This is a genomic window from Microlunatus sp. YIM B11417, assembly GCF_059617205.1.
The window spans coordinates 604971-627929 of sequence record NZ_JCAMPJ010000001.1 but is presented as its reverse complement, the minus strand read 5'-3'; the positions used below and the strand labels follow the sequence as shown (position 1 = coordinate 627929).

Annotated in this window: 18 protein-coding genes; 7 read left to right on the top strand and 11 right to left on the bottom strand. The window is 71.1% G+C overall.

Going from position 1 to position 22959, the window contains the following annotated elements; genetic code table 11:
- Nucleotides 1-15: 15 nt before the first annotated feature.
- Nucleotides 16-663: an SIMPL domain-containing protein gene (locus AC6CCG_RS03015; RefSeq protein WP_496652967.1), complete on the bottom strand. Its 648-nt coding sequence runs from the start codon at nt 661-663 to the stop codon at nt 16-18.
- A 32-nt stretch (nt 664-695) separates the two neighbouring features.
- Here AC6CCG_RS03015 and AC6CCG_RS03010 point away from each other — a divergent pair, with 32 nt between their 5' ends.
- Genes AC6CCG_RS03010 through AC6CCG_RS03000 form a run of 3 tightly spaced genes read left to right on the top strand, consistent with a single transcriptional unit; the run spans nt 696 to nt 4408 of the window.
- The gene (locus AC6CCG_RS03010; protein WP_496652966.1) at nt 696-1346 is read left to right on the top strand and encodes a LysE family translocator; all 651 of its coding nucleotides are present in this window, start codon (nt 696-698) and stop codon (nt 1344-1346) included.
- 22 nt (nt 1347-1368) lie between these two features.
- Nucleotides 1369-2406, top strand: a complete 1038-nt coding sequence (locus AC6CCG_RS03005) for a Gfo/Idh/MocA family protein (RefSeq protein WP_496652965.1) — start codon at nt 1369-1371, stop codon at nt 2404-2406.
- A gap of 40 nt (nt 2407-2446) precedes the next feature.
- On the top strand, nt 2447-4408 hold the full coding sequence (locus tag AC6CCG_RS03000; protein WP_496652964.1) for a hypothetical protein: 1962 nt from the start codon (nt 2447-2449) through the stop codon (nt 4406-4408).
- 21 nt (nt 4409-4429) lie between these two features.
- Here AC6CCG_RS03000 and AC6CCG_RS02995 read toward each other — a convergent pair whose 3' ends face one another.
- On the bottom strand, nt 4430-7189 hold the full coding sequence (locus AC6CCG_RS02995; protein ID WP_496652963.1) for an alpha-glucuronidase family glycosyl hydrolase: 2760 nt from the start codon (nt 7187-7189) through the stop codon (nt 4430-4432).
- A gap of 268 nt (nt 7190-7457) precedes the next feature.
- Between AC6CCG_RS02995 and AC6CCG_RS02990 the strand changes: the two genes are divergently transcribed.
- Genes AC6CCG_RS02990 through AC6CCG_RS02980 form a run of 3 tightly spaced genes read left to right on the top strand, consistent with a single transcriptional unit; the run spans nt 7458 to nt 11939 of the window.
- Nucleotides 7458-8834 carry an NAD(P)/FAD-dependent oxidoreductase gene (locus AC6CCG_RS02990; RefSeq protein WP_496652962.1) on the top strand — a complete coding sequence of 459 codons (1377 nt, stop codon included), beginning with the start codon at nt 7458-7460 and terminating at the stop codon, nt 8832-8834.
- The gene (locus tag AC6CCG_RS02985; protein WP_496652961.1) at nt 8824-10206 is read left to right on the top strand and encodes a cytochrome b; all 1383 of its coding nucleotides are present in this window, start codon (nt 8824-8826) and stop codon (nt 10204-10206) included. The genes AC6CCG_RS02990 and AC6CCG_RS02985 overlap by 11 nt, the downstream gene beginning before the upstream one ends.
- On the top strand, nt 10206-11939 hold the full coding sequence (locus AC6CCG_RS02980) for an L-aspartate oxidase (protein ID WP_496652960.1): 1734 nt from the start codon (nt 10206-10208) through the stop codon (nt 11937-11939). Before AC6CCG_RS02985 ends, AC6CCG_RS02980 begins: the two co-directional genes overlap by 1 nt.
- Nucleotides 11940-12551: 612 nt before the next feature.
- On the opposite strand, the gene AC6CCG_RS02975 is transcribed toward AC6CCG_RS02980, so the two are convergent.
- The 3 genes from AC6CCG_RS02975 to AC6CCG_RS02965 are packed head-to-tail and all read right to left on the bottom strand — an operon-like array spanning nt 12552 to nt 17161.
- Nucleotides 12552-15794, bottom strand: coding sequence for a GH92 family glycosyl hydrolase (locus AC6CCG_RS02975; protein WP_496652959.1), 3243 nt, complete (start codon nt 15792-15794; stop codon nt 12552-12554).
- Nucleotides 15795-15799: 5 nt separating this feature from the next.
- Nucleotides 15800-16576, bottom strand: coding sequence for a CDP-alcohol phosphatidyltransferase family protein (locus AC6CCG_RS02970; RefSeq protein ID WP_496652958.1), 777 nt, complete (start codon nt 16574-16576; stop codon nt 15800-15802).
- 3 nt (nt 16577-16579) lie between these two features.
- Nucleotides 16580-17161 carry a TetR/AcrR family transcriptional regulator gene (locus AC6CCG_RS02965; protein WP_496652957.1) on the bottom strand — a complete coding sequence of 194 codons (582 nt, stop codon included), beginning with the start codon at nt 17159-17161 and terminating at the stop codon, nt 16580-16582.
- Nucleotides 17162-17265: 104 nt separating this feature from the next.
- Here AC6CCG_RS02965 and AC6CCG_RS02960 point away from each other — a divergent pair, with 104 nt between their 5' ends.
- The gene (locus AC6CCG_RS02960) at nt 17266-17751 is read left to right on the top strand and encodes a nitroreductase/quinone reductase family protein (protein ID WP_496652956.1); all 486 of its coding nucleotides are present in this window, start codon (nt 17266-17268) and stop codon (nt 17749-17751) included.
- On the opposite strand, the gene AC6CCG_RS02955 is transcribed toward AC6CCG_RS02960, so the two are convergent.
- The 6 genes from AC6CCG_RS02955 to AC6CCG_RS02930 form a co-directional block, all read right to left on the bottom strand.
- Nucleotides 17726-18430, bottom strand: a complete 705-nt coding sequence (locus AC6CCG_RS02955) for a cytochrome b/b6 domain-containing protein (protein ID WP_496652955.1) — start codon at nt 18428-18430, stop codon at nt 17726-17728. The two genes, AC6CCG_RS02960 and AC6CCG_RS02955, sit on opposite strands and share 26 nt — an antisense overlap.
- Nucleotides 18420-18875, bottom strand: a complete 456-nt coding sequence (locus AC6CCG_RS02950) for a hypothetical protein (protein WP_496652954.1) — start codon at nt 18873-18875, stop codon at nt 18420-18422. Before AC6CCG_RS02950 ends, AC6CCG_RS02955 begins: the two co-directional genes overlap by 11 nt.
- 73 nt (nt 18876-18948) lie before the next feature.
- Complete coding sequence (locus AC6CCG_RS02945) at nt 18949-19641, bottom strand: anti-sigma factor family protein (RefSeq protein WP_496652953.1); 693 nt, start codon at nt 19639-19641, stop codon at nt 18949-18951.
- Nucleotides 19638-20156: a sigma-70 family RNA polymerase sigma factor gene (locus tag AC6CCG_RS02940; RefSeq protein WP_496652952.1), complete on the bottom strand. Its 519-nt coding sequence runs from the start codon at nt 20154-20156 to the stop codon at nt 19638-19640. The genes AC6CCG_RS02945 and AC6CCG_RS02940 overlap by 4 nt, the downstream gene beginning before the upstream one ends.
- A gap of 52 nt (nt 20157-20208) precedes the next feature.
- Nucleotides 20209-20997 (bottom strand): C39 family peptidase, encoded by a 789-nt coding sequence (locus tag AC6CCG_RS02935; RefSeq protein WP_496652951.1) that lies wholly within the window; start codon nt 20995-20997, stop codon nt 20209-20211.
- A gap of 86 nt (nt 20998-21083) precedes the next feature.
- Nucleotides 21084-22331 carry an MFS transporter gene (locus AC6CCG_RS02930; protein WP_496652950.1) on the bottom strand — a complete coding sequence of 416 codons (1248 nt, stop codon included), beginning with the start codon at nt 22329-22331 and terminating at the stop codon, nt 21084-21086.
- Nucleotides 22332-22959 lie beyond the last annotated feature (628 nt).

Genomic DNA, 22959 nt, shown 5'->3' with positions numbered 1-22959 from the left:
GGACGGGCCGGGGAATCAGCCGACGGAGACCGCGGCGAGGCCGAACCGGACGGTGATCCGGCCGGTGACCCGCTGCGGCTGCGGCTCCAGATCGAGCTCCACCTCGTCGGCCATGCCGCCGGCGGCGCGGGCGTACATGGCCAGCGGGCGCGGACCGCCGAAGCCCTCCTCGAGATCGGAGATCTCCAGCAGCTCGGCGATCCGGCCCCCGAAGCCGGCCGCGTAGTCCGCAGCCCGCGACCGCGCGTCCTCGATCGCGGCGAGCCGGGCCTCCCGATAGACCGGATTGTCCGGGCGCAGCGACCAGTCGGGCCCGTCCACCTGCCCGTTGGGCAGCTCGACCACGGCCAGCAGCAACGGCGAGAGGGCGTCGAAGTCGTGCACGACCACGCGGGTGTGCTGGCTGCCCCGATAGCCCGTGATCTTGGTCTGGCTGCGCCGGTGGAACACCGGGCCGACATGGGCCCCGGTGGTGGCCCGTTCCTCGATCGCGGCGGCGTGGCTGTCCATCACCTCGGTCAGGCCGGAACCGGACCTGGCCAGTTCGGCGAAGACCGCCCGGGCGTCGGCCGCGGCGGCGTGCAGGGTGATCCGCAGTTCGGCAAGATCGGGCGGAACGTCGAGTTCCGCCTCGCCGCGGACGGTGACGATCGGTGTGGTCATAGGCAGAAGCTACCCGCGGTTATCGTCGGCGGGTGGAGATCTGGTCATCCCTCGTGTCGTTCGGTCTGCTGGCCGCCCTGATGGCGATCATTCCCGGCCTGGACACCACGCTGGTGCTGCGGTCGGCGATCAGCCGCGGCCGCGGGTACGCCTTCGCGGCAGCCCTCGGGATCGGCACCGGTGCGCTGATCTGGGGACTCGCGGCGGCCGCCGGAGCCTCCGCCCTGCTGGCCGCCTCCGAACTCGGGTACCGGCTGCTCACCCTGGCCGGGGCCGGCTACCTGTGCTGGCTCGGCCTCACCCTGCTGCTGCGTACGCTGCGCCGCCGCGATCCGGACGGAGCGGCGATCGCCCATGATCATCCGGCGCCTGACCGTTCGCCGGTCCGGGGCTGGTTGTCCGGGATCGGCACCAATCTGCTGAACCCCAAGATCGGCGCGTTCTATCTGGCCACACTGCCCCAGTTCATCCCGGAAGGCACGTCGCCGCTGTTGGTCGGCGCGCTGCTGGCGACCGAGCACAGCCTGCTCAGCCTGGTCTGGTTCGCCATGATCATCTTCGGTGCCGAGCTGGCCGGGCGCTGGCTGCGCCGGCCGGCCGTGATCAGGTGGTGCGACCGCGTCTGCGGGGTCGTCCTGGTCGGCTTCGGTGTCAAGCTCGCCCTGCAGCCGAGGCTCGGCTGACCGAACCCCTAGATTGGTGACCATGATCGATTCGGTGATCCGCGTCGGCGTGGTCGGTGCCGGTGGCAACACCAAGCTGCACCACCTGCCCAAGCTGCAGGCGATCGAGGGCGTCGAGGTGGTCGCGGTGAGCAACCGCTCGGTGGCCTCCGGCGAGGCGGTCGCCGGCGAGTTCGGCATCCCGCGGGTCGCCGCGCACTGGACCGAACTGATCGCCGACCCGGAGCTCGACGCGATCGTGATCGGCACCTGGCCCAACCTGCACGCGCAGGTCACGATCGCCGCCCTGGAAGCCGGGAAGCACGTGCTGTGCGAGGCCCGGCTGGCCCGCAACGTGGCCGAGGCGAAGCTGATGATCGCCGCCGCCGAGCGCCGGCCCCGGTTGATCACCCAGGTCGTCCCGTCGCCGTTCACGCTGGCGTACGACGCGACGATCTCCCGGTTGCTCGGCGAGGGCTACCTCGGCGACCTGGTCGCGGTAGAGATCACCGACCGGTCCGGCTTCACCGACCCGACGACGCCCCGGACCTGGCGACAGACCACGGCGATCTCCGGCGTGAACGTGATGTCGCTCGGCATCTGGTACGAGGCGCTGCAGCGCTGGCTGGGCGACGCGGCCTGGGTGATGGCCGCCGGCCGGACCATGATCACCAGGCGGCCCGGCGGGGACGGCGCGAGCGAGTTCGTCGACGTACCGGACCATCTCGACGTGATCGGCGCCCTGCCCTCCGGCGCCCAGCTGCGGATCGCGGTCTCCCAGGTCACCGGTCACGCGCCGGCCAACGGCGTCTGGCTGTACGGCACCGACGGCACCCTCCGGCTCACCGCGGACGGACTCCGCGGCGCCCGCCGCGGCGAGGCCGAGCCGACCAGGATCGACATCCCGGACACCGAGCGGATCGGCTGGCGGGTCGAGGAGGAGTTCATCGGCGCCATCCGCGGCACCGAGCCGGTGCGGCGCACCACCTTCGCCGACGGGCTGGGCTATCTGACCTTCACCGAGGCCGTCTGGCGCAGCCTCCGGGAACGCCGGGTGGTCCACCTGAGCGAACTCGCCTGAAGCACCCGACCCGCCGGCGTCGCCCTGCGATGATGAGCACGTGGATCACGTACCGCTGTACGAGCGGCTGGTGTGGAACGAACTGAGTTCTGGATCCGACCTCGCCGCCAACGGCAGCGTGACCGTCGAAGGCGTGATGCGTGGCTTCGTCAGGGACGGCCGGGTCGTCCTCCTGTTCGACGAGCAGCGCGTCCCGGAGCTGGTCGACCGAGAGCTCGGGACGACGTACCCGGCGAACAACAAGCCGGGCTGGCTCATGGTCGACCCCGGCGTCGACGAGGCGACCTTCCGCGAGCTGTTCCACGAAGCGGTGGGAGCCGAGGCACGGGCCTCGCTCCTGGCCGAGTTCAGGGCGGCGATCGCCCGGGACCTCCTGGCCCTGCCGGAGCTGGGCGAGCCGGACTGGGACACGTACGTCCTGGCGGTCGAGCCGTCGGCGGACTCGGTCGCGATGGTGGCCCACCGGTACGCCGAGTCGGGTCCGCCGGTGCCCACCGCGCCGCCCGATGACGACCTGTACCGGGAACTGCACGACCGGATCCGAGGCGTCCAGGGCGAAGCGTGGGACGCAGCGATCGTGATGCTGCACCGGATGACCGGGCGAGTCGCGCTGCGCTTCGCGTACGGTCGGGCAGCCGACGAGTGGCGGCCGGCCCTCGCCGGCCGGGAGCGCCTCGCCGAGGCACTCCGGCCCGGCCCGGAGGACTTCCCCGGCGTCCCGTTGCTCACGGCTCCGGTGCATCTCAACGAAGACGTCAACCTGGCCGTCGGGGACCGGACCCGGACCAGGCCGAGCCCGGCCGCCTGGCCCGAGGTCTCCCGGCACCGGCATGCGGTCTGGGCGGGGCGGGCCGCCGACGGGGCGTTCGGCCTGCTCGTCCGGTCGCGCGACTCGGATCCGGAGGCCCGGGAGATCAGGTACGAGGCGATCGGCCTGGTGCAGCTGAGTGGCGTCGCCCGCCGCGCCGACGGCGGGTTCGAAGCCCAGGTGGAATGGGTTCCGGCGCCGCCGGCCGACGACCTCGATGGTGTGGTCGACCGGGCGGAGCTACGGCAGCTGGTGCGGCGGGCGTCCGACCGCGACCCCACCTTCGTCACCGGTTGGCGACGCGCCGAGTTGCCGGCGCCGACGGCGCTGGAGGATCTGCCCTACGGCGCCGTCGCCGAGGATCTGCTGCGCCGACTGGCGATGCCGCTCTCGACGCGGATCGAGCTGATGGCCCGACCGGGGCGGGAGCGGTTCGATGCCCTGATCCGCCGGCTCCGCGAGATTGCCGACGGGATCCCGCCGGCGGCGCAGACCGCGCAGCGGCTCGATCGTCCGCTGACCGACCTCCCGTCGGAGCCGGTCCCGGTCCTGGCCAACGACATCTGGCTCACGCCCGGCGCGGTGTCGACGATCACCGCCAGCGCCTTCATCGCCGAGAAGGCCTTCGCGGCGGGCTGGCTCGCCTTCACCGCCGACCTCACGGTGGGCCGGGTCGCGATGGCCACCCGGCCGCTGCGGCGCTCCGACACGGTCAACGCCGACGGGTTCTACACGCTGACCACCGACCAGATCCGGCCCGCGATCGTGAGCGCGGTCCTCCCCGGCGAGGCGGGCCGTTCGGTGGTCGAGCTGACACCCGCACCGTCGGCCGAGGAAGCCGCGGGCCGGGGGTTGCCGGAGCCGGACGACGAGCGGCGACGCCTCTCGACCTACCTCGGGCTGCTGCATCGTGCCGCTGCAAGGGATGCGCGGGTGATGGGGACCGCCTCCGGCACCGCCTATCGGCTGTGGGAGGCAGGCCGCTTCACGTCGCTGCGGACCCTGATGTCATGGCAGATCGGCCAGCTGGGCTTCGGTGCGCAGACGGTGCTGGATCTGCAGGCGATCGCCTGGCCCGCCCGGTTCAGTGCCCTCACCCGGGTGCTGCAGGCGGTGGCCGACGGCCGGCGGCTCGACGAGGCGAGGGCTGTGGCGGCCGAGGTCGCCGCAGCGGCGCTGCCCGGCGACCGCTAACTCGAGCACCGTGAGCCGGCCTCAGCTCAGGATGGCGAGCCCGTTCAGGTGCCAGTGCTGACCGGGCACGCCGGAGAACTCGAGGTCGATCGTACGACCTCCGGTCACCGCAACGGTCAGCCAGGCGAAGGAGCCGCCGAGCAGGAACTCGCTGACCGCGACCACCGTGCCGTCCAGCTTGACCGTGGTCGGGAACGAGTCGTGCACGTCGCCGGTGAGCAGGTGCAGTTCATGATCACCGGCCGGCACGGTGAGCCGCAGCGTCCGGGCCCTGGTGTCGTTGACGAAGTCGCGCAGCAGCGGATCGGCGATGTTGCGGTCCCGCGATTGGGGCGCGCCACCGACCCAGCCGTACGGCGCGCCGTCGGCCCAGACGTCCGACGGTGACAGTCGGCGGTACCCGTCCAGCACCGGCGAGGTCGCCGAGCCGGCGTCGACCGCGAGCAGGCAGCGATCGCCGGCCGGCGCGGTGATCACCGGCTGCTCGGCGATCAGCGCGGGCAGGTCACCTGAGCGCAGGGTGGGCCGGAGGGTCAGCACCTGCGGCGGCAGCGACGGGGTCACCGGGACGTCGACGGTCCCGTCGCCCTTCGAGGGCAGCACCAGACTGGCCGTGCCGCTGGTCCAGCCGTCCCGCTCGGGCAGCCCGGCGACCAGCTCGGCCTCGTTCGCCGAGGCGTTGGCCAGGGCCAGCCGGACCTGGTTCTCCCGGCCGCCGATCAGGCAGATCGCGGCGTTGCCGGTCGGCGTCACCTGAACCCAGGAACGCCGTTCGTCGAGCACCCGGGACGCGGCGAAGTAGTAGCCGGCGATCGTGTCGCGCCACAGCGTCGCCTGCTCCCGGTGCCGGTCGAAGCGTTCCGCGGTGTCCGCCCACCGTTGCTGATCGATCCGGCCACGCAGCTCGCGCCACCGGTCCCGCATCCGGCCGGCCGCGGCCGCGCCGTCGAAGTGACTGTCGTAGACGTGCTGGATCACGGTCTTGCCGGAGGTCAGCCGGTGCCCGTACGGGACGTGGTGCAGGAAAAGCAGCAGCTCGTCCGGGCAGTCGGCGAGGCTCTCGAACCGGTCCGCGACGGGCCGGTGGTAGAAGCCGGTGAAGCCGTTGCCGGTGGCGACCGTCCGGTCGAAGCCGGTGCCCTCCGCGTCGGCCTGGTGCCAGGCGGTGTTGGTCTGCGGGCTCGGCGTGAAGTGGTCGCCCTTGATCAGGAAGCTGACCCCGAGCGGGTTCGTGTAGTCGAGATAGGTCTGCCAGGAGCCGAGCAGCAGGTCGGTGATCACCGCGACCGCGCGTCGATCGTTGCCGAACGTCTGCCGGGTCCACTCGGTGGCGATGTCGCGCGCCTTCAGTCCTGGGTTCCAGGCCAGCCGGCCGTAGCCGTGCGTGTTCGCGGCGGCAAGCTGGTGCCGGGTCCAGTCGGTATAGTCGCCGAGGTTCATCACGCCGGCGACGCCGCCGAGCTCACGGCCGTGGGCCTGGCCGGAGATGATCTTGGCGACGGTGGTCCCGGCGCCCTCGGCATGGGTGTCGAACCCGTACACCTCCTGCCACTGCGGCACCAGATAGCACAGGTGGGTGGACTGCCCGGTGTACTCCTGGGTGACCTGGAGCTCCATCATCGCGTTGGTGTTCGGCAGGGCGCCGAACAGCGGGTGGGCGGGCTCCCGGACCTGGAAATCGATCGGGCCGTTCTTGATCTGGACCACGGCGTTGTCGGCGAACTTGCCGTCCAGCGGCTTGAACGTCTCGTACGCCTTGTTGGACCACTCCAGCGCGTTGAAGTCGTGGACGAACGCCCGCCACATGACGATCCCGCCGTGCGGTGCGACGGCCTCCGCGATCAGGTTCGCGCCGTCGGCATGCGTACGGCCGTACGAGATCGGGCCCGGTTGGCCCTCCGAGTCGGCCTTGACCAGGAAGCCGCCGAGATCGGGGATCGCCTGGTAGATCTCGGTGATCTTGGTCCGCCACCAGTCCTTCACGCCGGCGTCGAACGGGTCGGCCGTGGACAGGCCGCCCAAGATCATCGGACTGGCGAAGTTGAGCGAGAGGTAGAGCGAGACGCCCCAGCTGCGGAGCAGCGCGGCCAGCGGTTGCAGCTTGATCAACATCTCCGGCGCGATGAACTGGGCGTTCGCGTTGACGTTGTTGATCACGGTCCCGTTCAACCCGACCGAGGCCAGGGCGCGGGCGTAGGTGGAGTGCCGTTCGGTCAGCTCCGGCAGGTCCGCGAACCCGAACACCGACCGGCCCGCGTAGCCGCGCTCGACGCTGCCGTCCAGGTTGTCCCAGTGGTTGGCCAGCCGGAGCGGGTTCCGTGGCCGCTCGGCCAGGTCGAGCTTGTCGAGCGCCGTCTGCGTCTGGACCAGTCGGAGCAGATGGAACGCCCCGTAGAGCACGCCGCGTTCGCCACCGCCGGTGATGATCACGGCAGCGGTCCCGTCGACCCGGCCGCGGCGGAGGGTGTAGCTCTCCGGACCGGAACCCGATGCGGCGGTGCGGAGCACGAGTGGGCCGGCGCCGTCGACCCGGCGCCGGATCGGCACGTCCCGGCCGAGCAGCGTGGTGAGCGCCCGGGACAGCTCTGCGGCCGCGGAGCCGAGCGGGCCGTCGCCATCGGGCGCCACCACGTAGCGGAGGTCCCGCCGGTACGCATCGAGCAGGCCCCGGTCGGACACCAGCGGGTAGCGCAGCCAAAGCTGGGAACCGTCCTCGTCGGGTGGTGTCCCGGTCTCGGCCCAGGCGGTCCCGGCCGCCCCGCTCAACCAGCCCGCGGCCACCGCCGCTGACGTACCGGCTACGAATCCGCGTCGTGTCACACCCGTCACGGCGGCCCCCTTTGGTCGCTCGAAATCGTTTACACGGACGCTAGGAGACCTGTCGCGGCCGGTCAACGGGCAGCGCCTCGCCGTGGACCCTCGCCCGGACATCCATGACGGATGTCATCGGGGGTCACGTGCTCTCCGTCACGTGGTGTCCGCTTGGTCACGTCCTGTCACAACGGAGCCACCTGCACGGTCTTAAGGGTGAGACCCAACGGAGGCAGAGATGCGAAGGATCCTGATCATCGGCGGCGGTTACGCCGGCTTCTACACGGCCTGGGGACTCGAGAAGAGGCTCCGCCGCGGTGAGGCCGAGGTCACCCTCGTCGATCCCCGCCCCTACATGACGTACCAGCCGTTCCTGCCCGAGGTCACGGCCGGTTCCGTCGAGGCCCGGCACGTCGCCGTCGCGCTGCGCGGCCACCTGCACCGGACCAAGATCATCGCCGGTACGGTCACCGCGATCCACCACGCCGACCGGACGGTCCGGGTACGCCCGCTGGAGGGTCCGGACCGCGAGCTCGGCTACGACACGATCGTGATCACGGCCGGCGCCGTCACCCGGACGTTCGCCATTCCCGGCATCGCCGAGAACGCGATCGGCCTGAAGCACGTCGAGGAGGCCGTCGCGATCCGGGACCGGCTGCTGACCGCCTTCGAGCGCGCGTCCAACCTGCCGGCCGGCCCGCGCCGCCGCTCGTTGCTCACGGTGACCGTGGTCGGCGGCGGGTTCACCGGCGTCGAGGCGACCGGCGAGTTGCTGTCGCTGGCCACCGCGCTGCTGAAGCGCTACCCGGAGCTGAGCTTCGACGACCTGGCCTTCCACCTGGTCGAGGCGACGCCGCGGATCCTGCCCGAGGTGACCGACGAGCCCGGTGCCTGGGTCGTCCGGGACCTGGAGCGCCGCGGCGCCACGGTCCACCTGAACAGCCGGCTGGTGTCCGCCACCGGCGGCCACGTCACCTTGTCCGACGGTACGGAATACGATTCCGAGCTGCTGATCTGGACCGCCGGCAACGCCGCGAACCCGGTCGTCGCGTCGCACACCGACCTGCCGATCGACAACCGCGGGATGCTGCCGGTACGGGCCGACCTCCGGGTGGTGCTGCGCCAGGGCGAACCCGACGAGGAGATCGTCGAGGACGCCTGGGCGGCCGGTGACAACGCGGCCGTCCCGGACCTGGCGGTGCCGGGGGCGCTGACCGTACCCAATGCGCAGCACGCGGTCCGGCAGGGCCGGTTGCTGGCGGCCAACCTGGTCGCCGACCTGCGCGGCCGCAGCCCGAAGCCGTACAAGCACCACAGCCTGGGCGTCGTCGCCACGCTCGGCCTCGGTCGCGGGATCTTCCAGTGGCGCGGTCTGGTGATCAAGGGCCTGCTCGCCTGGCTGATGCACCGCGGCTACCACGTGCTCGCGGTGCCGACCTGGGAACGCAAGATCCGGGTCCTGCTGGTCTGGCTGGCCGCGTTCTTCTTCGGCCGGGACACGGTTTCGCTGCTCGCGGTGCAGCATCCGCGCCAGGCGTTCACCGAGGCGGCCGAGTCGATCGTCGTACCGAAGCCCATTCCGACCGAGCGAAAGGAAGTCGATCATGCCAGCTGAGCGGCCGCTGCCGTTGCGGCAGCGCACCTTCGTCCCGCACTGGTCGAACCTGTTCGGCATCCTCGCCTTCGCCTGCGTCGTGGTGCTGCTGGTGACCGGCGTGATCCTGATGGTCTTCTACGAGCCGTCCAGCGACTCGACCGTGTACCACGGGAGCTACGGCCCGCTGAACGGCGCCGAGGTGTCCAAGGCGTACGCGTCGACGCTGCGGATCTCGGTCGACCTGCCCGGCGGCCTGCTGGTGCGGCAGGCCCACCACTGGGCCGCGCTGCTGCTGCCGGCCGCGATCATGCTGCAGCTGCTGGTGACGTTCTTCACCGGAGCGTTCCGGAAGCCGCACCGGTTCCGCTGGCTGCTGCTGTTCGGGCTGTTCCTCACCGCGCTGCTCGGCGGCTGGAGCGGGTACGCGCTGCCGGACGATTCCTTGTCCGGCACCGGATTGCGGATCTTCGAGGGCATCATGCTCGGCATCCCGGTGATCGGCACGCTGGCCTCCGGGCTGGTCTTCGGCGACGCCTTCCCGGGCCGGGTGCTGGAGTTCCTGTTCCCGGTCCACGTCTGGGTGACCGGTGCCCTGCTGGTCGGCCTGATCGCGCTGTGGCTGCGGTCGGCGATCAAGGAACGCCCGTTGCGCCGGCGCGGCAAGCCGGTCGGCGAGGTGGCGCTGCTGCCGACAGCGGCGGTCCGGGCCGGCGGCCTGTTCGCGCTGTCGGTCGGCGTGATCATGGTGATGGCGGGCACGATGACGATCAGCCCGATCTGGCTGTACGGCCCCGCCTCCACCAGCGACGCCTCGGCCGGCAGCCAGCCGGACTGGTACACCGGGTTCCTGGACGGTGCGCTGCGGCTGGTGCCGCCCGGTTGGGAGATCACCTGGCTCGGCAGCACCTGGACCCTGGCGGTGATCGCGCCGCTCGCCGTGATCAGCACGTTCATGCTGATCGTCGCGCTGTATCCCTTCCTCGAGGAACGGTTCACGCGTGACCGGCTTGATCATGACCTGCTCGACCGGCCGCGCGACGTACCGGTCCGGACCGGCATCGGAGTCGCCGGAATGATCTTCTACGGAGTCCTCTGGGCCGCGGCCAGCGCCGACATCATGGCAGGAGAGTTCGGCCTCGGGCTGAACCAGATCCTCACCGTGCTCCAGGTGATGTTGATCACCGGCCCGGTGCTCGGCTTCGGCATGACCTGGAGTCTGTGCCGCTGGCTGCAACGCCAGGACGCCGAACTGGCCGAACACGGCCGGCCCACCGGCGTGATCGTCCGGCTGCCCAGCGGCGGCTACATCGAAGATCATTTCCCGCCACCGCCGGCGATCGAGTCACCTCGGCCGAAGCTTGCGCTCGGCCATCATCCGAAGGGAATCTGATGAACAACAGCGCGGAACGGCGGATCGCGACCACGGTCCTGGTGATCGGCAGCGGTGGCTCGGGGCTCCGCGCCGCGATCGAGCTCGCCGAACAGCGGGTGGACGTGATCGTGCTCGGCAAGCGGCCTCGGCTGGACGCGCACACCTCGCTCGCCGCGGGTGGCATCAACGCACCGCTCGGCACCATGGATCCGCAGGACTCCTGGCAGCAGCACGCGGCGGACACAATCAAGGAGAGCTACTTCCTGGCCGATCCGCGGACCGTCGAGATCGTCACCCGCGGCGCCGAGCAGGGCATCCGTGATCTTGAGCGCTACGGGATGGCGTTCGCCCGGGAGACCGACGGCCGGATCTCGCAGCGGTTCTTCGGCGCGCACACGTTCCGGCGCACCGCGTTCGCCGGCGACTACACCGGACTGGAGATCCAGCGCAGCCTGCTCGCCCGTGCCGAGCAGCTGGAGATCCCGATCCTGGACAGGCTGTACGTGACCCGGATCCTGGTCGACGACAACACCGTCTTCGGCGCGTACGGCTTCGACCTGGCCGACGGCAGTCCGGCCCTGATCCACGCCGACGCGGTGATCCTGGCCGCGGGCGGGCACACCAGGATCTGGCGGCGGACGTCGTCGCGACGGGACGAGAACACCGGTGACGCGTTCCGGCTGGCGGTCGAGGCCGGCGGCCGGCTGCGCGACGCCGAGCTGGTCCAGTTCCACCCGTCCGGGATCCTCGAGCCGGAGAGCGCGGCCGGGACGCTGGTCTCGGAGGCGGCCCGCGGCGAGGGCGGCATCCTGCGCAACGCCGTCGGGGAACGGTTCATGGAGCGCTACGACCCGGAGCGGATGGAGCTGTCGACGCGGGACCGGGTCGCCCTCGCCGCGTACACGGAGATCAAGGCGGGCCGCGGCACCGAGAACGGCGGCGTCTGGCTGGACGTCTCGCACCTGCCGCGGGAAACGATCATGAACCGGCTACCTCGGGTCTACCAGACCCTGCTCGACCTGCAGTTGCTCGACATCACGCAACAGCCGATCGAGGTCGCGCCGACCGCGCACTACTCGATGGGCGGCGTCCGGACCCGGCCCGATGATCATGGCACCGACGTGGCCGGCCTGTACGCGATCGGCGAGGCGGCCAGTGGCCTGCACGGCGCCAATCGGCTCGGCGGCAACTCCTTGATCGAACTCCTGGTCTACGGCCGGCTCACCGGCCGCGCCGCGGCCGAGTTCGCCGCCCGCCGTTCCGTGCAGCGCCGCTCCCCCGGCGCGGTCGCCGACGCCCGGGCCGAGCTCGACGGACTGCTCGGCGCCGACGGCCCGGAGAACGTCCGGGCCCTGCAGCGGGCGCTGCGTACGACGATGACCGAGCATGCCGGCGTGGTCCGCGACGAGGACGGCCTGACCACGGGACTGGCCGAACTGGCCGAGATCGAGGAGCGCGCGACCAAGATCGGCGTCCATCCCGACCTCGCCGGGTACGGCGACCTGGCCCACGCGTTCGACCTGAAGGCGTCGATCCTCGCCGCCCGGGCGACCCTCGAGTCGGCCCTGGAGCGCCGGGAGACCCGCGGCTGCCACAACCGCTCCGACTTCCCCGACCTCGACCCTGCCCTCCAGGTCAACCTGGTCTGGTCACCCGCAACCGGCGTCGTCCGGGAGCCGATTGCGGCCGTACCGGAGGAGATCGGGAGGTTGATCAAGGACGTCTCGACCGCCGGCAAGCTGGTCGAGTGACCGAGGGCCAGCGGACTTGACCCCTTCGGACCCGTAGGGGGCCAGTCGGGCCGAAGTCCGCTGGAATTCGGTCACCCGCGCCGAGGTCGACGATCCCGGCGCGGCGGTGGTGCCGTCGTCGCGCAGGACGAGCACCTCGTGTTCGCGCTCGGTCAGGCCGCCGAACGTTCCGGTCGGAGCGTCTCGAGATCGAGGGCGACGCCGCCGGCCGCGATCCGGAGCAGTGCGTCGTAAGGGTCGCTCGTGGTTCGGGGGTTCGGCCACAACCGACTGGAAGGGCACCTTCTCGCGTCGGATCGCCGTCACAAGCGTCGAGTCGATGTCGGCTGGATCGAGAGCGGCTCGCACGGACCGCGGGATCTGCGGTGGGACTGGTGGTCAGGGCGCCGGAGCCGTTCAGTTGGAACCTGGGCGACTCATCGACGAAGCCCCCGCAGTACAGCCAGGGTCTGAGGCGGATCACGGTCCCCGGGCGGCTCGGCTCGGTCCGCGCCCTGATCAGGCTGCGCGCTGACTTCGCCCGACCCGAGTCTGCCGACCGGGCACAACAGCAGCGACACTCCGTCGAATGCGCTGCTTTGGTGACCGGTCGGCGGCTTTTCTTGGAGGGAGTCAGGCGAGGAGTTCCCATTGGTGGAGGTCGGCGGCGCCGTGGGCCTCGGCGACCCGGAGCCGGACCTGGCGGTACGCGGCCGGGTGAGCCGGCAGGAAGGGGCGGGTCTGGCGGCGCCAGCGGAACTCCTCCGCGGTGCGCTCGTCGATCGGCTTCCAGTCGGTGCCGTCGTCGGAGCCCTCCAGCACCCAGGAGGTCAGGCCGCCCGGTGAGGCGGTGATCGTGTAGAGCTCGAAGGCCCGCGGCTCGTCGAACTCGTAGGCGATCCAGCCGCCGCCCGGCAGCACCAGGGCGGTGGCGGAGGTGTCGTCGACCGCGGCACGGCCGTCGCCGAAGCTGGCGCTGTACCGGCCGTCCGGGCGGGTCAGGTCGGCCAGCGGGCGCGGGCATTCACCGGCCGGCGTCAGCGAGGCCGGGGCGCTGCCGGCACCCCAGTCGGACGGCTCCGGGCCGAGGAAGACCTCGATGGTGGCCCCGTCGGCCACCTTCCGGTACGGCACCGCGACCGAGGTCCACGGTTCGCCGTCGATCAGCACCGACTGGATGTAGTGGTGGTCGGGATGTTGATCATGGGCGATGATCACCAGCTCCCGATCATGGTCCAGGGCGATCCGCACCTCGGCGAAGGTCGGCGCGGTCAGCACCAGTTCACCGCTGGCCAGCGACAGCGGGTAGAGGCCGAAGGCGGAGAAGAGGTACCAGGCGGACAGCTCGCCGTTGTCCTCGTCGCCCGGGTAGCCCTGGCCGATCTCGGAACCGAGGAACAGCCGCCGGACGCACTCCCGGACCAGCTGCTGGGTCCGCTCCGGCGCCCCCGCGTGCAGATAGAAGTACGGGATGTGGTGGGCCGGCTGGTTGGACAGGCCGAGCATGCCGAGCCGGATGTTGCGGGCCTCGGTCATCTCGTGGATCACGTGGCCGTAGTCGCCCTTGACGTCCTCGGCGCCGGTCTCGTCGGTGTCGAAGAAGGCGTCCAGCCTGGCCCGGAGTTGATCTCGGCCGCCGTGCAGCGCCGCCAGCCCGGCACCGTCCTGCGGCACCGTGAACGCCATCCCCCAGCCGTTGGTCTCGGTGTAGTCGCCGCCCCACTGGCGCGGGTCGTAGTCGTCCGGCCCGACCCGGAACGCACCATGATCATCACGGCCGACGAAGAAGCCGGCCCGTTCGTCGAACAGGTTCACGTACCAGGCCGCGCGGGAGGCGAAGTAGCGCGCGTTCGCCCGGTATTCCTCCCGGCGCGGGTCGTCCGCGGCGGCACTCCCGGCCAGCGCGGCCGACCAGACCGCGAGGCCGTAGTCGTTGATCGCGCCCTCGAGCGTCCAGGACAGGCCTTCCTCGATCGCGGTCGAGGTGTAGCCGGCGAAGATCGACTTCTCCAGCCCGTACCGCCCGACCACCGGCTCGTCGGCCGGCACGGTCGCGTTGCGCAGCGCGGAATCGTAGCCGTCGGCGACGTCGAAGCCGGGCAGCCCGTTGACGTACGCATCCGCCAGCACGATGTCGGAGCTGGTGCCGACCATGCAGTCGGCGTAGCCGGGGGCGGACCAGCGGGCGGTCCAACCGCCGTCGCGGTAGTGCTGCACGAAGCCGTCCAGTAGGCGGCCGGTGCGCTCCGGCTCGAACAGCCCGAGCGCCGTCCAGCAGGTCCGGTAGGTGTCCCAGAACCCGTTGTTCGCCGAACATTCCCCGTCCACGACGGCACGGCCGGTGTGCTCCTCGGTGTCCGGCCTTTCGACCCGGAACGGGCTCGCGTACGCGAGCCGCGGCGCGTCCACGGTGCCGACGTTCTCACTCATGGTGTTGGGGTAGAGGAACAGCCGGTACAGGTTCGAGTAGACGGTGATCAACTGGTCCTCGGTGGCACCACCGACCGTGATCTTGCCGAGCAGCGCGTTCCAGGCCAGCTCGGCCCGCTCAGCCACCGACTCCACCGTCTCGGTCGGGCCGAGCTCAGCGGCGAGATTCTGCCTGGCCTGGTCCACCCCGATGAACGAGCTGGCCAGTCGCAGCACCACGGTGCCATCGGGTCCGGGTTTGACCTTGAGATAGCCGCCGACGCCGGCGTGCTCCGGCTGGTCCAGCGGACCATGATCGACAACGGGCGAGTCCAGCTCGCCGTAGACGAACATCCGCGGCGTCGCCCCGGCCCGCTGCGATCCGCCGTCGGCGTAGCCGGTGACGATCCCCCGGCCGCTCTGCTGGTCGACGGTCAGCCGCAGCCCGCCGTGATCATCGGACTGGTCGAAGATCAGCGCCGCGTCCGGTCCGGGGAAGGTGAACCGCATGATCACGGCGTGGTCGGTCGGCGCCGCCTCGGCCCGGATCCCGGACCGGGTCGTCACACCGTAGTAGTGCGCACGGTCGGTCTCGTCGGCATGATCGAACTCCAGGCCGCGGGCCGCCGGGTCGAGCCGGGGCGGCTCGGCGCTCCCCCACGGGCAGACCTGGAACGTGGTCCGGTCGCCGATCCAGGGGCTGGGGATGTGGGAGAGGGCGAGGCCCTGCAGCACCGGCCGGTTGTCGGCGTTGTTGTGCTGGTGCCAGGAGTAGATCCAGCGGAACGTCCGGGCGTCGGTGATCGGGGTGACGAAGTGGAAGCCGTGCGGTACCGCGGTCAGCGGCGCGTTGTTGCCGCGGGAGTAGCCGTGGCTGGCATGGGTGCCGCGGGTGGTCCGGACGAAGTCAGTCGGCCGCCGGCCCTCGGGCGCCGGCTCGGCGGGCCCGATCCCGATCAGTTCGAACCAGCCCCGGACCGTCCGTACGCCAGGCGTCGGCAGCCCGGAAACGTCCACCAGCAAGGCGATTCCGGTGACTCGGCGGCCGGACAGGGCGGTCAGATCGACACTCTTGTGGTTCCACTGGTCCGGCAGCGAGGTGCGGGCCGCGTACTGCGCCAGCGGGTCGATCGGCACGCCGTGGTCGTCGGCCAGCTGCTCACCGCCGATCACCGTACCGTCGTCCATGATCAATTCGAGGCCGACCGCGGTCGCCGCACAGCCGTCCTCGACCGTGCCGGCGTCCGGATCGTACGGGCTGAAGATCGCGTAGCGGAGCCGGTCGCCGGTCGCGATCACGCGGTCCGGTTCGGCGACGAGCGCCCGGGCCCGGCCGTCGGTGCTGGTCACGAACCCGGTGGCGGTCGGGGCGAAGAGACCGGCGCCGGGCTTGGAACTCGGCGGCGCGATCGGTCCGGTGCCCGGGGTGAGCGTCAGGTCTGCGGTGGTCGGTGACGATGCCGGCATGGGCGTCACATTACGTCGGCGCCCTGGCTCAGCCGGAACTGGGCGACGATGTCCCGACCGAACGAGAACACCACGGCGGCGGTCCCGACCGCGACGACGGCGACGCCGACCCAGGGTGGTCCGAAGCCCGCGGTCGCGATGATCAAGGTCAGTGTGCCGAGCAGGCCGATGATCTTGCGGGACAGCCGGGTCGGCAGCGGCAGGTTCAGCCAGGGCCAGATCCGGGCGCCGGTCAGGTAGAGGTAGCGGGCCAGGCCGAGCACCAGGGCGAGTGGGGTCAGTTCACGAGCCAGGCCGATCGCCAGTGCGAGGGCCAGCACGGAGTCGATCTCGATGTCGAAGCGGGCTCCGAAGGCCGAACTGGTCCGGGTCCGCCGGGCCACCCGGCCGTCCACGCCGTCCAAGATCACCGCGACCACCGAGAGCCCGACCGCCAACGCCCGCTGGCCTTCCTGCCACCCGCCGGAGAAGCCGCTGACGACGAGCGCGATCACCGCGCCGACGAGCAGCGACCGGGCCAGCGTGATCAGGTTCGCCGGGCCGATCGACGGGTCCGCCGAGCGGGCCGGGACCGGACGCCACGGCCCCGCCGCGACGGCCAGGCTGAGCGCGAACAGGAAGCCGATCGCCGCGACCCACCCGGCGACGGTCAGCCCCACCCACTGCTGCACCGCGAGCAGCACCGACAGCTGGAGCCCGACCGCGCCGTACACCTCGAGGCGCCAGCCGCCACCCCGCGCGGCCCCCTCGGGCACCGCGAGCTCGGACCCGGTGGACGTCATGGGTCAAGTCTCTCGCGCCACGGCCGTCCCGGTGAGCCAGCCGAGCAGCTGATCGACCGCGCGGCGCAGTTCGTCGGCCCGGGTGGTCAGCAGGGTCGGCATGCAGGCGCCCTTGAGCAGGGCGACGCAGGTGACTGCGAACGCGTCCGGATCGACCTCGATCGCCCAGCAGCCCCGCTCCGCCCCGTCGGCGACCAGGTCCCGGAGGCTGGCCAACCAGGCACCCTCCGCGGCGGCGACGTCGCCGGCCAACCGCGGATCCCGATCGGCCCGCAGGGCGAGCTCGGCCAGCACCCGGCGCAGTTCGGCGTCGCCGATCAGCAGTTCGAGGACGCCGGTGAGGTGGCCGGCCAGGCGCTCGGCGGGACTGCCGGACTCCGGCAGGGAGGCCCCGAACCGCTGCTGCAGCAGCTGGTACGCGGCCGTGATCAGGTCCTCCTTGGTGGCGAAGTAGTAGTGCACGGTCGCGATGTTGACGCCGGCCCGCGCCGCGACGTCCCTGGTCCGGAGCCCTTCCAGGCCGTGCTCGGCGATGCCGGCGAACACGGCCGCGGCGATCTGACCGCGACGGTCGATCCTCGGCATGACGCACCTCTCACCCGTCGGTTCAATCAACTGCTTGATCCTAGTCAGCCCGTTCCCTAGGCTGGATTCAATCAAATGATTGAATCCGATTCGAGGAGGCAGTCGTGCCCCAAACCCGTTCCGCCCAGCCCGCGGCCCCGCTCCGGGACAACAGCGCCGGCCGGCAGCGCGCGGTCAACCGGATGATGCGCGGCATCCTCAACTCTCCGCTGCACGGACTGATGAGCGGCCGGCTCACACTGCTGTACGTGACCGGCCGGAAGAGCGGCGCCCGGTACGCCGTGCCGCTGGCCTACACCGATCACGAGGGTCAGATCCTGCTCGTCTCCGAAGGCACCTGGGTTCGGAACCTGCGCGGCGGCGCCCCGGTCGAGGTGCAGCATCACGGCCGCCGGATCACGACCACGCCGGAGATCGCCGAGGACCCGGACCGGGCCTGGCAGATCGCCGTCGCCCTGCTGCCGCCCAACCCGGTGCTGCGCCGGTTCCAGCAGATCGAGCTCGACGAGGCCGGACTGCCGCGGCGTGATCAGTTCGATGCCGCGCGGGACCGCGGGGCGAAGTTCATCGCCCTGCATCCGGCCGGCTGACGCTTCTCAGCCTCCGGTCGTGCCGGTCCAGCCAGGCCGGCCACAGCCGGCGCGCGACCGTACGCGGCAGCCGCCCGCCCAGGTGCATCGACCGCCAGGCACCGCGGTAGCCCGGCAGCACGCCGGACGCGATCAGCACATGCCCGATGATCATGGCCGTGACCGGGAACGTGACCAGCAGGTGCAGCCAGTGCAGGACGACGAACAGCGGCCCGCCGTGCACCATGATCAACCCGAGCCCGCTCAGCACCAAGATCACCAGTCCGCCGACGAGGACCAGGTTGGCCAGCCGCTGGCCGGGGTCGAAGTCCCCTTCGTGGCGGCGGAAGCGCCCGGTGATCACCGCGGCCGGCCAGCGCGCCAGCCAGCGGAGATCACCCCGGTCCCAGCGGAACGTCTCACGGAGGAAGCCGCCGATCCGGCGAAGCCAGTAGCCGGCACCGACCAGGCCGAGCCCCGCCAGCAGCAGCCCGACGATCTTGTGCAGATCGATGTCGGACACGCCGGTGATCATGGCCAGTACGGTCGGATCGCCCTCCCGGCCGAGCCACAGCCAGCCGCCGGTCGCCAGCAGGAACAGGGTGCTGACGTAGATCCCGGCATGCAGCCAGCGGGTGCCGCGTCGGTTGCGTTCGACCGTCGCGACCGGGACCCGGCGGGACCGGTGATCAGTAGCCATAACCGTCGGAACCCTGATCCTGTTCCGTCGGCGGAGCGGCGCCGCCGGTCACGGTGACGGCGATCTCGTCCTCGGCCCCGGCCGGGGAGTGGTCGGCGTGCTGCAGGGTGACCTTGATCGTGTGCCGGCCGGGCGTCAGCTGATCGATGATCATCTCGCCGTCGGGCTCGACGGTGTAGTCGTCCGCGTTGCCGTCGAAGGACAGGTGGACGTGGTGCTTGCCCGAATCGGTCGGGCCGAGCTCCTCGCTCGACGTCACCTTGAGCGTGAACGGCTGGGTCACGGTGGCGTCGTCGCCCGGCTCGGTGATCGACAGCGTGGCGCCCGAGTCCGTACCGGCTCCGGGTTGGGCGTACAGCGGGCCGCAGCCGGCCAGCACGACGCCGGCCAGGAGCACGCTGACGCGGAGGACCACCTGGCGGCTGAGGGAGAGTTCGGTGGGCATCGTCACTCCTCTGTGGCGGCGGCACCGTGCCACCGTCCGTCCCTCCCTGTCACGGATCCCGGGCCAATACGGTTCACCGCCGGAGCCGGAGCAGCAGATCGTGATCACGGTCGTTGATCAACAGCGACTCGAGCTCGGACAACGAGAAGCTGGTGGCCACGGTGACATCCGCGGTCCCGGAGTAGTCGGCCCGCCAGGCCCCGAGTGACTGGCGGCGCCCGTCGGCGGCGATCGCGACCAGGGCGCACTCCGTACCGGCCGGCAGCCCGGCGACGTCGACCGTGATCGACGTACCCCAGGGGCGTGCAGTGAGCCGTGCCTCGCCGTGCACCTGCGTACCGGGGTCGGCTCCGGTCAGCACGACGACCTGATCCGGCGGCGCCGGCCGGGTCAGCGTCAAGATCATCGTGCCGCCGCCGAGGACGGCCACCAGCACGGCGGCCGCGACGGTGACCGTGACCAGCAAGCGCCGCCACCGATGCCGCCGGGACGCCGCGGCGAGCAGCCGGTCCAGCAGTTCCGGGGAGGGCCGCAGCTCCGTCACGGTCGGCGCGGCGGGTTCCTCGCTCGAGAAGCCGTGCTCCAGCCGGTCGACGTCGGCCGGCGTCAGCCGGTCCAGCAGCGGCGGCAGTTCGGCGAGTTCGGCTAGCTCGGCCCGGCAGGACGGGCAGGCGCGCAGGTGCGCCTCGACCTCGGCGCTCTCCGCCGGACCGATCGCCCCGAACAGGTAGGCGCCGAGGTTCAGCCGGGTCTCGTCGCAGGTCACGGCAGCAGCCCTCGTTCCTCGCAGAGGAGCCGGAAGGCCCGCAGCGCGTAGTAGGTGCGGGACTTGACCGTGCCCGGCGGGATCTTGAGGATCGCGGCGGCCTCGGCCACCGTGTGCGCCCGGAAGTACGTCTCGATCAGCACCTGCCGGTGCTCCGGCCGCAGCGCGGCGAGGACGTCCGCGATCGCCCAGCCCAGCACCGTCCGGTCCAGGTCCGCGGTCGGATCCGGCATCGTCACCAGGGCCGCGTCGGAGACCTCACGCGGCCGGGCGGTACGGGCCCGGTGTGCATCGACGGCAAGGTTCCGCGCCACCGTGTAGAGCCACGGCCGGATCGGGCCGCGCCGGGCCAGCACCTCGGGATGCCGCCAGGCGCGCAACAGGGTCTCCTGGACCAGGTCCTCGGCGCGGCCCCGGTCACCGTCGGTGAGCGGCACCAGATACCGCAGCAGGGCCGCCGCGTGTCGATCGAACAGATCGCGCAGCAGTGCCTCGTCCGCGCGTGGAAGGTCCACCCTGTCCAACACGGAACCGGCGGCGGCCCGGTTCAACCGCCGCGGTCACGGATCAGGCGCTGTAACCCTTCGGCGGGATCAGCGTGGCCAGCTGGTTGAAGGTCAGCCAGTATGTCGCGGTCGGGGCGAACCCGGCCGAGTCGGCGATCAGCACGTCCTGGTTGTCGGGGTTGTAGCCGATCACCGTGAAGTAGTGCCAGATCGTGTAGTTCGGGTAGCCCGGCGGGTGGTTGCTGGCCGGCGCGACGATGTTGGTCACCAGCGCGTAGCCGCGGTCCAGGTCGTAGGTGACGTCCCGCCAGAGCAGGTCCCGCTGGGCCTGGGTCGGCGGGTCGTTCGGCATCTCCTTGGTCTCGTACCAGCCGACGTGGTTCGTCAGCACGCGGGTGACCTGGCCGATCCAGTCGGTGCCGTTGGTGGTCGTCGGCAGCTCGTTGGCCATCTGCTGCTGGGAGACGTTCACGCCGCGGGCCGACAGGGCATGCCGGGTCGCGGCCGGGCCGCACCAGTAGCCGGTCTCCTGGTACTGGAAGTCGATCTCGACGACCACGTTGCCGGCCGCGGCGGCGTCCTCGAGCTGGGCCGCCACCGCTCGCCGTACCTGAGCGGGGTCGGTGCGGCCGAGCGTGGGCGAGGCGACCTGCCGCGCCTCGGCGACCTCGGCCGCGGTGGCCGTACGGAAGTCGGCATCCCGGGCGGCCCGGGTGCTCGTGCGCGGTTCGGTGCCGCGGGGAGCCGCGGCTGCTACGGCCGGCGCGCCGAGCACGGCGACCGGAGCGAGGCCGGCGGCGAGCCCGAGCAGGTGCCGGCGATTGAGATGGGGTTGGGTCCGCAGAAACATGGGTCCTCCTCGACAAGCGGTATCGGACGTGTCTGACATTAACCCCGATCGACCGCGGTGCGGAAGATGTTCACACGGTCGGAGTTTCAGCGATCCCGGAGTTCGAAGTGGGGCCTCGGGCTGAGCACGGGGACGATCCGGATCTGCTGCCGACGGGCCAGGATCAGGGCCGAAAGAGCCACGCCGAGCACGGTCAGGCCGCCGCCCGCGAGCAGGGTCCAGCGCGGCCCGAACAGCTCGCCGAGCCAGCCGAGGATCGGTGCGCCGATCGGAGTGCCGCCCATCATGACCATCGCATAGAGGGCCATCACCCGGCCGCGCAACTGCGGATCGACATTGAGCTGGACGGCGGCGTTGGACGCGGTCAGCGTGAGCAGGGCGATCAGGCCGGTCACCGGCAGGCTCAGCGCGTACGTCAGGTAGCTGGGCATCAGGCCGCTGACGATGAGGATGAGCCCGAACAGGATGGCCATCTTGACGATGAACCGGCCGCGCGGCGCGGTCCGGCGGCGAGCCGCGAGCAGGGCACCGGTGAGCGAGCCGACCGCCATGATCGTGCCGAGGATGCCGTACTCCTGGGCGCCCTTGTGGAACTCCTGCTGGGCCATCAGGGCCGAGGTCATCTGGAAGTTCATCCCGAAGGTGCCGACGAAGAACGCCACGCACATGACGAGCAGGATCTCCGGGTTGCCGAGGACGTACCCGAAACCTTCGCGGATCTGCCGCTTCGCCCGCGGCGGCCGCTGGGTCACCTGCAGCAGCGCGGGATCGACCAGGCCGAGCGCGGCGATGAAGGCGGCGTACGTGACCGCGTTGGACAGGATCGCCCAGCCACTGCCGAAGCCGGCAATCACCAGGCCGGCCAGCGCCGGGCCGACGATCCGGCTGGCGTGGAAGGTTGCCGAGTTGAGCCCGATCGCGTTCGCCAGATGCTTCGGCCCGACCACCTCGTTGACGAAGGCCTGCCGGGACGGGTTGTCGAACGCCGTACCGAGGCCGAACAGGAACGCGATCAGGTAGACGTGCCAGGTGACCGCGGTCCCGGTGATCGCGAGCAGGCCGAGCGCCGCGGCGGCGAGCGCCATCCAGGCCTGGGTGATCCGCAGGATGGTCCGCTTGTCGAACCGGTCCGCCAGCAGTCCGCCGTACGGGGAGAGCAGCAGCATCGGCAGGAACTGCAGGGCCGTGGTGATGCCGACCGCGAGTCCGGAGCCGCCGGACAGCTCGAGGACCAGCCAGTCCTGAGCGACCCGTTGCATCCAGGTGCCGATGTTGGAGATGAAGGAGCCGCCGAGGAAGATCCGGTAGTTCGGCAGCTGCAGGGCCGCGAACATGCCCGTCCGTTCGGGCTTCGGCTTTCCAGGTGCGGGGACTTCGGTGGCTTCGGAGGATACGGGTACGGGAGCAGTGGCCTCGAGATCGGTGTCGGCCGAGAGGCCCGTTCGCTTCGGTTCCGTATCCAGACTCAAACCCCAGCCACCCTGTCCATGATCAACTTCAGATTCCCCGCGCCTCATCCAGAATATTCGTTAGCAACACTAATTACAACTGCAAACCATCGTCATTGGGATTGCCGATAAGTCGTCAGGCTCTGATCATCCGACAGAAGTTGATCTTGAAGGCCCGGGCGACGCGAACGGGCACCTGTTGGCGGCCAGCACCAGTACGCGCCCACCGCCCGACCCCCGGCCCGCGCTACCGCTGATGTCGTGCTCGCCCCTTCCTGCCAGAGATGGGAACCGCCGTGGGATCGGGGACGCCAGGTTGCGGTCGCGTCCGGGTGGGATCGCGCCCGGGCGAACCGTCGCGGCGGGTGATCGGCTCACGTCGGGTGAACGGCCCGCGCCGGGTGAACGACCCACCCCGACCCAACGACCCACCCTGACCCAACGACCCGCCCCCGACTCAACGACCCACCCCGACCCAACGGCTCGGACCCGGTCAACGGTTCGTGCCGAGTGA

What these genes read in the sequence shown, in the direction of transcription:
- AC6CCG_RS03015 (WP_496652967.1), bottom strand. Translation starts at nt 663, where the DNA reads ATGACCACACCGATCGTCACCGTCCGCGGCGAGGCGGAACTCGACGTT.
- AC6CCG_RS03005 (WP_496652965.1), top strand. Translation starts at nt 1,369, where the DNA reads ATGATCGATTCGGTGATCCGCGTCGGCGTGGTCGGTGCCGGTGGCAAC.
- AC6CCG_RS02990 (WP_496652962.1), top strand. Translation starts at nt 7,458, where the DNA reads ATGCGAAGGATCCTGATCATCGGCGGCGGTTACGCCGGCTTCTACACG.
- AC6CCG_RS02985 (WP_496652961.1), top strand. Translation starts at nt 8,824, where the DNA reads ATGCCAGCTGAGCGGCCGCTGCCGTTGCGGCAGCGCACCTTCGTCCCG.
- AC6CCG_RS02980 (WP_496652960.1), top strand. Translation starts at nt 10,206, where the DNA reads ATGAACAACAGCGCGGAACGGCGGATCGCGACCACGGTCCTGGTGATC.
- AC6CCG_RS02975 (WP_496652959.1), bottom strand. Translation starts at nt 15,794, where the DNA reads ATGCCGGCATCGTCACCGACCACCGCAGACCTGACGCTCACCCCGGGC.
- AC6CCG_RS02970 (WP_496652958.1), bottom strand. Translation starts at nt 16,576, where the DNA reads ATGACGTCCACCGGGTCCGAGCTCGCGGTGCCCGAGGGGGCCGCGCGG.
- AC6CCG_RS02965 (WP_496652957.1), bottom strand. Translation starts at nt 17,161, where the DNA reads ATGCCGAGGATCGACCGTCGCGGTCAGATCGCCGCGGCCGTGTTCGCC.
- AC6CCG_RS02955 (WP_496652955.1), bottom strand. Translation starts at nt 18,430, where the DNA reads ATGGCTACTGATCACCGGTCCCGCCGGGTCCCGGTCGCGACGGTCGAA.
- AC6CCG_RS02950 (WP_496652954.1), bottom strand. Translation starts at nt 18,875, where the DNA reads ATGCCCACCGAACTCTCCCTCAGCCGCCAGGTGGTCCTCCGCGTCAGC.
- AC6CCG_RS02935 (WP_496652951.1), bottom strand. Translation starts at nt 20,997, where the DNA reads ATGTTTCTGCGGACCCAACCCCATCTCAATCGCCGGCACCTGCTCGGG.
- AC6CCG_RS02930 (WP_496652950.1), bottom strand. Translation starts at nt 22,331, where the DNA reads ATGTTCGCGGCCCTGCAGCTGCCGAACTACCGGATCTTCCTCGGCGGC.